This window comes from Brooklawnia sp. (assembly GCF_049651565.1).
Taxonomy (GTDB): domain Bacteria; phylum Actinomycetota; class Actinomycetes; order Propionibacteriales; family Propionibacteriaceae; genus Brooklawnia.
In genome coordinates this window covers 1-8,281 of record NZ_JBASCI010000186.1, presented here as the reverse complement: position 1 = coordinate 8,281, position 8,281 = coordinate 1, and the positions used below count along the sequence as shown (strand labels likewise).

General features: G+C 71.1%; 3 protein-coding genes. All 3 read left to right on the top strand.

Annotation, left to right across the window (positions count from 1 at the left end; translation table 11 throughout):
• Positions 1-3,085 (top strand): exodeoxyribonuclease V subunit gamma (locus tag WBL05_RS08765; RefSeq protein ID WP_424225287.1); only part of this gene is annotated, 3,085 nt, incomplete at its 5' end.
• The gene (locus WBL05_RS08760; RefSeq protein ID WP_424225285.1) at positions 3,072-6,356 is read left to right on the top strand and encodes a UvrD-helicase domain-containing protein; all 3,285 of its coding nucleotides are present in this window, start codon (positions 3,072-3,074) and stop codon (positions 6,354-6,356) included. The genes WBL05_RS08765 and WBL05_RS08760, both read left to right, overlap by 14 nt.
• 1 nt (position 6,357) lies before the next feature.
• A complete protein-coding gene (gene recD / locus WBL05_RS08755) occupies positions 6,358-8,190 on the top strand; it encodes an exodeoxyribonuclease V subunit alpha (protein WP_424225283.1) in 1,833 nt (610 codons plus the stop codon).
• Positions 8,191-8,281 lie beyond the last annotated feature (91 nt).

The window sequence follows — 8,281 nt, the reverse complement described above, 5'->3', positions numbered from 1 at the left end:
CCAGCGCTCACTGTCGCAGTACCTGTCGGTTCGCAGCGGCGGTCCGCAGGTCACGGCGGGTCTGGAGTTCGTGTCCATCGCGCGGCTTGCCGGACGCGTCGCCTCCGCCTTCATCGACTCCGGCCTGCTGCCCAGTGATCAATGGGGCGGCGACGGTCTGGGACTGGGGGTGCTCGAGGTCCTGCACCGGCCCACCCAGCCGGCCGAGCTGGAGCCCCTGGTCAGCCACCTGGGCGTCACGGCGTGCCGGCCAGGCCGCGGGTACGCCACCGCCAGCAGGCTGGCGCAATTGTTCCGACGGTACGCCCGGCAATGCCCCGACATGGTGGCCGCCTGGCGGAACGGCGACGACGTCGGCCCGACCGGCACGCCGCTGGCCGGTCGCGACCGCTGGCAGCCGGTGTTGTGGCGGGAGCTTCGCAGTGCGCTGGGGCCCGACCCGGCCGAGCGTCAGGAGCAGTTGCTGGCACTTCTCGCTGACTCCGCGGTGCCCGGGCTGCCCGGTCGGGTGGTCGTCCTGCACGTCGACGACCCGACACCGGCGCAGGCACGGCTGCTCGATGCCCTGGCCGGCCGGCATGACGTGCACCAGTTCCGGCTGGCCGGAGTACCGGTCGACCGGGAACGGCCGGGCTCGTCGTTCCTGCGCCACCACGCCAGCCGGTCCTTCGACCCAGGCGAATCGCTGTCGGGTCGATCCACCACGTCCGAAGGGACGTCGGCAGCGTCCAGCACGACGCTGCTGGCGCAGGTCCAGTCGGAGATCCTCGCCGACCAGTCGCCGAGCCCCAGGCCGGCCGCCGATGACTCGCTGCAGATCCACGCCAGCCACGGCCCTGACCGCCAGGTGCAGGTGCTGCGTGACCTGCTGTGCGGACTGTTCTCCGACGACCCCACCCTGCAGCCGCGCGACGTGGTCGTGCTCTGCCCCGGCCTGGCGGAGTATGCGCCGCTCATCTCGGCGTCCTTCCTGCTCGACGGCGATGCCTCGTTGCACCCCGGCCACCGCCTGCGCGTCCAGTTGGCCGCGCCGTCGCTGCCGGCCTTCAACCCGGTATTTGCAGTGCTTGGCCGGCTCTTCGAACTCCACGCCGGACGCGCCACCAGCGTCGACCTGATGGAACTGTGCCAGCTGCCGCCGGTCGCGCAGCGGTTCGGGTTCACCATCGACGACCTCGATCGGTTGCATGGCCTGGTTGATGCCGCCGAGATCCGCTGGGGGGTGGACGCCGACCAACGCCGCCGCAACGGTCTCACGATCACCCAGTCCACCTGGCTGGCCGGCGTGCAGCGGCTGGTGCTGAGCCTCGCGCTGGACGCCCAACCTCCGGTGAGCTTCGGCACCGTGGCACCGGTGGCCGGTGTCGAGGGTTCGGACGCCCGACTGATCGGGCAGTTCGCGGAGCTGGTGTCGCGCGTCCGGAAGGTCTGGCAGGGCTTCAGCGAAACGGCGCCGGCCGGGGTGTGGGTGGTCCGGCTGCGCGAGGCGATCGAGCTGCTGGTCCGGGTCTCCCACGATGACGAATGGCAGCTCAGCCACGCGTTGGGCGAGATCGCCGAACTGGAGGACGTGGCTGGCGATCGCCAGGCTCCGTTGGGCGCGGGCGACGTGGCCGGTTGGCTCTCCGACCGAAGGCTCGCAGCCAGCCGGCGCGCCAACTATGGCAACGGTTCACTGCTGTTCACCACCCTCGACGACCTGGCCGGCATCCAGGCGCGGGTGGTCTGCGTCCTCGGCCTGGACGACCAGCACTTCCCGGGGGCGCCGAGGATCGACGGAGACGACCTACTCACCCGGCCCGACAGCGGGTTCGCCACCCACTGGACCGACCGGCTGCGCGAGCGCCGCCGGCAGCGGCTACTGGACGCCCTGCTCGCCGCCCGCGACAAGTTCATCGTGGTCACCCAGGGCGCCGACGAGTCCACGGGCCAGCACTTCCCCGCGCCGATCTGCGTGGCCGAGCTGATCGAGGCCTGCGCCGTCAGCGGCGAGAACGGCCAGTGGCGCGGCGAGGACGGGCCGAACACGCTGGTCAGGTGGCACCCGCTGCACCCCCACGGCTGGGCGGACTTCCTGCCGGCCCACGGTGGCCCCCCGGCCGGCTTCGACCGGCAAGCGCTTCAGGGTGCGCTGGCACTGGCCGCCCCCAAGGCCGCTCCACCGCCGGCCTGGCAGCGGCGCCACCCGGTCGAGGTGCCCGACGAAGTCGATATCGACGACCTGGTCGCCTTCTTCACCAACCCGGCCAGGACGCTGCTTCGGCAGGCGACCGGCACCACGCTGACCGAGTTCAACCGGGAACTGCAGGTCAACCTGCCGATCACCGTCGACTTCCTCAGCAAGTGGCAGCTCGGCACCGAGATCTTCGATTCCCTGGTCGCCGGTCACGACCCTGACGAGGTCCGCCGCGCGGCCTGGTTGGGTGGGCGGGTACTGGCGGGCGTCCGCGGCGGGCGGGTGATAGCCGAACAGTTCGAGCACGCCACTACCCAGGCTGCGGCGGTTCGACAGGCCCGTGGCGGTGAGTTGCGGCTGGTCGACTGTGATGTCGACATCGCCGGACGCCGGCTGCACGGCCGGGTTGGGGTGTACGGCGGGCGGGTGGTCGTCCAGCGGTTCGGCTACGTGAAGCCCGAGCAGGCACTCATCTGCTGGTTGCGGTTGGCGCTGCTGAGTGCGGCAGACCGGGCAACGGACGAATCGGTCGGCCTGCTGATCGGCAAGGACTGTCGGCAGCTCTCCGCACCCGAGCCAGACCTGGCCCGCCAGATACTGACCCGACTGGTGGAGTTGCGGGACGAAGGCCTGCAGCAAGTCCTCCCGCTGCCACTGCAGACGGCGGCCGCCTACGCCGACCTGCTCTGCTGGGAGACCAGGGAGCCGCTGGAGCGGGCCCGCCGCGCGTTCGAGGAGAAGGGGGAGGACGCCAACTGGCGCTACTTCTTCCCCACCTTCGACGACCTGTGTGCCACCGGTCGATTCCCCGACCTGGCCAGCGAGGTGCTGGGCCCGATCGTCGCAGGGCTGCAGCGCTGGCAGCCGGCCGAACCGAGCGCCGAGGAGGCCTGCCATGACGGAGCGTGACTTCGACTGGGCGCTCCCGCTGCCGACCTCCCCAACCACGATGGTGCTCGAGGCCAGCGCCGGCACCGGGAAGACCTACACCATCTGCGGGATGGCGGCCCGGTTCGTGTGCGAAGGCGTCCCGCTGGACCGGCTGCTGGCGGTGACGTTCAGTCGCCGCGCCACCGCGGAACTTCGCGACGGCGTCCGGGATCGGCTGGTGCGCTCGCGGGACACCCTGCGCCGGGTGCTGGGCGGCGGCCAGTTGGGTGATGACGAGGTCGATCGCGTGATCGCATCGGGGGAACCGGCGGTGTTGGCGAGCCGGCTCGAACGGATCGAGACCGCCATCGGGCAGGTGGACGCCGCGCCGATCGTCACCCTGCACACCTTCGCCAAACGGATGCTCGATGAGTTGGGGTTGCTGGCCGACCATGATCAGACGGTCGAACTCGGCTCCGACCTGGACGTGCTGGCCGATGAGGTGATCGCCGACGTCTACCTGTCGGACGAGCAGTGGCAGGAAATCGACTGGGAGTACGCCAGACAACTCGGGCGGCAGGCCACGGCGCATGCCAGCGAACAGCTCTATCCGTCCGGCGAGGAGAGCCGGTTGCGGGTCGGCTTCGCCGCCGCCGTCCGGGCGGAGTTCGATCGTCGCAAGCGGTTGCGGCAGGTGCTCGACTACGACGACATGATCTTCCGACTGGCCCAGACGCTGACCGACCCGGCAACCGGCGCGGCAGCCGCCGAGGTGCTGAGCGGCAGGTTCGGGGTAGTGCTGGTCGACGAGTTCCAGGACACCGACCCGCAGCAGTGGGCGTTCCTGAAGGCTGGGTTCCACCGCCGCTCGATCATGATGCTGATCGGTGACCCGAAGCAGGCCATCTACCGGTTCCGGGGCGGCGACATCGAGACCTACACCGCCGCCCGCGAAAGCGCCGACCAGGTCCTGCGCCTCGGCACCAACTACCGCTCCGACAGCGGCGTGGTGCGCGGCGTGGAATCGGTGTTCGGGCCCATCGACTTCGGTACCGCGGGCGCACCCATCATGCTGAGACGGATCACCGCCCGGCACACCGAACCGAGGATCAGGTGTGACGGCGGCGATCCGGGCGCGGCGGTGCGGATCCGGGCCATCAACTCCGAAGGCCGGTGGGTCAGCCAGGCCCGGCGACTGGTGCAGGCCGACCTGCTGGCGCAGGTGAACCTGTTGCTGGACGGCCACCAGGAGGTCCGCAACGAACGTGGCGAGTGGCGCCGGGTCAGCCCAGACGACATCGCCGTCCTGGTGAGCCAGAACCGGGTCGGCCAGCAGGTGCACCAGATGCTGTCGGCCAATGGCCACTCCTCGGTGTTCAGCGGCGAGGCCAGCGTCTTCACCACCCGGGCGGCTCGTGACTGGCTGGTGCTGCTGGAGGCGCTCGACACCCCCGACCGCTGGCATCTTCGGCGGGCGATGATGACCTCGCTGGTCGGCTGGACCAGCGCCGACATCGCGGCGGCCAGCGGCGACGAACTGGTCAGCATGACCGCGTTGCTCACCACCTGCGCCAGGTTGCTGACCGAGCAGGGCGTGGCAAGCGTCTTCGAGACCCTGGCCAGTGCGCGCCAGCTGTACGCCCGGCTGCTCAGCCGTCCGGACGGCGAAGCACTGGTGAGCGACCTGCGGCACGTCGCCGAACTACTCAACCAGACCGCGCACCTCAGCGCGTCCGCGCTCACCGGCCACCTCCGCCGCCGCATCGAACGGGCAGCACAGGAACAGGATGAACGGACCCGCCGGCTGGCTACCGACCGGCAGGCGATCCGGGTGCTCACCGTCCACCAGGCCAAGGGCTTGCAGTTCCCCATCGTGCTGCTGCCGCAGGCGGCCGACACCTACTTCCCCGATGCCGACGATGACGTTCCGATCATCGGACACCAGGACGGCGTCCGGGTGCTGGACGTCGCACCACCCCGCGAGCGGGCCAGACGAACCGAGAACTACCGGGCCGAGGAGGCCGCGGAGTCGCTACGGGCCTTCTACGTCGCCTGCACCAGGGCGCAATCCCTACTCGTGATGTGGTGGGCACCGGCCGGCAACAACACCTGCGACTCACCACTGCACCGGTTGTTGTTGAACACTGACTGGGGCGGCCCGCCGCCAGCACGCCAGCCGCTCGTGCCGGCCGATCAGCTGCCTGGCCGCCCGCACGTCGACCTGACCCTGGTCGACCCGGGCCAACTGGCGCAGCCGTCCACCACCATCGACGCCGAACCCGAAGAACCCCGGCAGCTGCTGGCCGCCCGGACCTTCCGGGACCACATCGACCGGGCGTGGTCACGCACCTCCTACACCGGGCTCACCGCAGCGGTCCACGGCACGGGCGGCACGAGCGGCTTCGAGGCCGAGTCCGACGAGACCGAACTGCCGACCGACGGTCCGGACGCAGCACCGGCACCCGGACAGGAAGAAGAAGCTGCGTCCGCCGACTCACCCGTCTCCGCGCTGGCCGCGCTGCCCGGCGGAACCCAGTTCGGCAGCCTGGTGCACGCCGTCCTCGAGCGGGTGGACCCGGCTGATGCCGAACTGCCTGGGACGCTGCGCCGGGCGGTGGACGACCTGGTTGACCGCTTCCCGTTGTCCGGGCTCGACACCGAGGCGTTGACCGAAGGGCTGACGCAGACGCTGGCGACCCCGCTCGGCCGGCTCACCGATGACCAGTCGCTGCGTGAGCTGGGCGCCCGGAACCGGTTGGCGGAGCTCGACTTCGAGTTGCCGCTCGGTGGTGACCGGCGTCGGCGGGTGGCCGACCTGGCTGCGCTGTTCGATCGGCTACCGCCTTCCGACCCGCTGCACGACTACGGCCGGCAGTTGGCCGACTCGGCCGCTGCCGAGACCGTCCTGGCCGGGTTCCTGACCGGCTCGATCGACGTGGTGCTGCAGGTGCCCGGCCCCGAGCCACGGTTCGTCGTGCTCGATTACAAGACCAACCGGGTGCCCACCGCGGCCGACCAGCCGCTGACCGCCCATCACTACACCCCGGCCGCGATGACCGCCGCGATGTGTGCGGCGCACTACCCGCTGCAGGCGCTGCTCTACTGCGCCGCCCTGCACCGATACCTGGCCTGGCGGCTGCCCGCCTACCATCCGGAACGACACCTGGGCGGCGTCGGGTACCTGTTCGTCCGCGGCATGACCGGCGCCGACAACCCCACCCTGGGGACCATGCCGGCGGGGGTCTTCACCTGGTCGCCCCCGGCGACGATGGTGGTTCGGGCATCCGAACTGCTGGCCGGAGGTGAGTGAGATGGCCCGGATTGACGTGCCGGTCTCGGCGGACGGAATGCTGGGCGACTTCGCCCGGGCGGGTGCGATCGGCTGGAGCGGGGTGCACCTGGCCAGGACGCTGGGCTGGCTCACCCAGGACGACCGGCCCGAGGTGCTGCTGGCCGCCGCGCTGTGCCTGCGCGCCCAGGAGGCCGGATCGGTGTGCGTCCCGCTCGACGAGGTGGTGCAGAACCTCTTCGCGCTGGAACCCGACGGGACCGACGCCGAGGAGCCGGTCGGCGTGCCGACCGAACTGCCCTGGCCGGACGTGGATGACTGGTTGGCCATGCTGTCCGATTCTCCGCTCGTCGCGGTCGGTGACGAACCGGCGGCGAACCGGAGGCCGCTGCGGCTGGTCGGACGAGAGCTCTACCTGGAGCGCAACTGGCAGGCCGAGGAACTGGTTCGCACCGAACTGCAGGACCGGCTGGCCGCCGACCCACCGCAACTCCAGCCGTCCCGCCTGGCCGCCGCGGTGGATCATGCCTTCGCCATCTTCGGCCCCGGGTCGGCCTCCGCCCGCCAGCAGGACGCGGTGCGCACTTCGGCGTCCAGCTGGACCAGCGTCATCGCCGGCGGCCCGGGCACCGGCAAGACCACCAGCATCGCGCAGCTGCTGCGGGTCCTCGACGACCTGGCCGACCGGCGGTTCAACGTTGCGCTGGCCGCCTTCACCGGCAAGGCCGCAGCCCGGATGCAGCAGTCACTGGACGCCTCGCTCGCTGCGGCCGGCCAGTCGGGGCAGCCGTGGCGGTGGCTGCAGGTTCCGCCGGCGTCCACCCTGCACGCACTGCTGGGTGCCCGTCCGCACGGCGAGTTCCGGCACACCGCCGACAACCCGCTGCCGCACGACCTGCTGATCGTGGACGAGATGTCGATGGTCTCGCTGGGCCTGATGTGCGCGCTGCTCAAGGCGCTGCGGCCCGGCACCAGGCTGGTGATGGTCGGCGACCCGCACCAGCTCTCCTCGGTGGACGCCGGGGCGGTGCTGGCCGACATCGTGGCTGCCGGCCTGCCGGTGTCCAGTTCCGACGCCCGAAGCGCGATCACCGTGCTGGAGCAGTCACACCGCTTCTCCGGCCCGATCCAGCAGTTCGCGACGGCCGTCCGGGACGCCGGAGCTGACCGGGCACTGAACCTGCTGGCCGAAGGGCTGCCCGGGCTGGATTGGCTGCCGGTCGACCCCGACCCCAACCTGCTCGCTGAACTGACCGACCTGGCCAGGGACGTCGTCGAGCAGGGCACGGCGATGCACCGCGCGGCGCTCGACGGTCGTGCCCGGGATGCGCTGGCGGCGCTGGACTCGCATCGCCTGCTGTGCGCGCACCGCCGGGGCCGCTACGGCGTCGGGGGCTGGTCGAGAGCGGTGGAACACCTGCTGACCAGGCAGATCCCCGGTTACACCCGGGATGGCGAGTGGTACCCGGGACGTCCGGTGCTGGTCACCCGGAACGCCCCGGAGCTGCAGATCGCCAATGGCGACACCGGCGTGGCCGTTCGGGTTGGAGACGGCACCCAGGTGGCTCTGTCGGCCGGGGACGGGCCACGCCTGCGCTCACCGTGGCTGCTGGACTCGGTCGAAACCATGCATGCGCTGACGGTGCACAAGTCGCAGGGCAGCGAGTACGACACGGTGAGCCTGGTGCTGCCATCGGTTGACTCGCCGCTGCTGACCAGGGAACTGCTGTACACCGCGGTCACGCGGGCCCGCAGCCGAGTCCGAATCGTCGCAACCCCGGAGGCGATCGCCCAGGCGATCAACACACCGGCCCGGCGAGCCACCGGCCTTGGCGAACGACTGCGGCTGCCATGACCCGCCGCTGTGAACGGCGGCTGCCGGCGCGCGCGAGCGCCGGACACTCGAGCGGGGCCGCTGTCAGCCCGGCGACGGCAGGGTACCCGCT

What these genes read in the sequence shown, in the direction of transcription:
- WBL05_RS08760 (WP_424225285.1), top strand. Translation starts at nt 3,072, where the DNA reads ATGACGGAGCGTGACTTCGACTGGGCGCTCCCGCTGCCGACCTCCCCA.
- recD (WP_424225283.1), top strand. Translation starts at nt 6,358, where the DNA reads ATGGCCCGGATTGACGTGCCGGTCTCGGCGGACGGAATGCTGGGCGAC.